General features: G+C 50.8%; 1 pseudogene. It reads left to right on the top strand.

Features of this window, described 5'->3' with window-relative positions:
• Positions 1-224 precede the first annotated feature (224 nt).
• Positions 225-494, top strand: a pseudogene (locus tag ACOCD2_RS23430) (transposase family protein); the annotation flags it as partial.
• Positions 495-775 lie beyond the last annotated feature (281 nt).

Raw genomic sequence — 775 nt, 5'->3', positions numbered from 1 at the left:
GCGAAGATGCTATCAATTCTGCCCGTTGCAGAACGGGATCCGTATCAGATGTAATGTGAATATCACTCAGTTGAACGATTGCAATCTTCATATATGTAATTTACCTTGTGTCGACATTCAGCATGAGAATATCGTACCTTTATTTTGGCTCTTCGTCGTTTAGTGTGGAATTTCCCCCACAACCTGTGCCATTGTATCCGGGAAATCAGCGATGAGGAACCGGAATGGACGGCAATCAGATCTTGCTCCTTGGGCTCGGCATAGAGGCTCCCTGGAAACTGGTGGATCAGCGATTGGATACCGACAAGCAACCGCATGAGCAGCACCTGGAGGTGAGGGCCGAACGCGGTTCCAAGTATGCCTGCCCTGTCTGCGGCAAAGAATGCCCTGCCCATGACTTTCAAGAGAAAACGTGGCGGCATTTGAATTTCTTCCAGCACCACTGCTACATCCACGCCTCGGTGCCACAAGTGAAGTGCCCGGAGCACGGCGTGTGTCACCACCGATGCTATATGACCCCAAAATAACGGTTTGAGATATCCTCCCGATCAAGCATGAGGCATCCTTGTGCTGTACAACGACCCGAGGAGCGGGCAAGGGACGAGAAGCCCATTGGACAGATTGCAATGGGTACCAGCCAAACAGCTAGCAAATCGAGGTTCCTCGACGTTTTAAGTGGAATTCCTCCAAAAACCTGTGCCAGTATAGCGCCAAATACTGGCATGAGGAAAAGACGTGGACGGCAACGAGATACTGCTACTGGGATTGGGGATTC

The sequence above is a fragment of the Thiolapillus sp. genome (assembly GCF_048562965.1).
GTDB lineage: Bacteria > Pseudomonadota > Gammaproteobacteria > Chromatiales > Chromatiaceae > Thiolapillus > Thiolapillus brandeum_A.
This window is presented reverse-complemented; position numbering and strand designations above follow the sequence as displayed.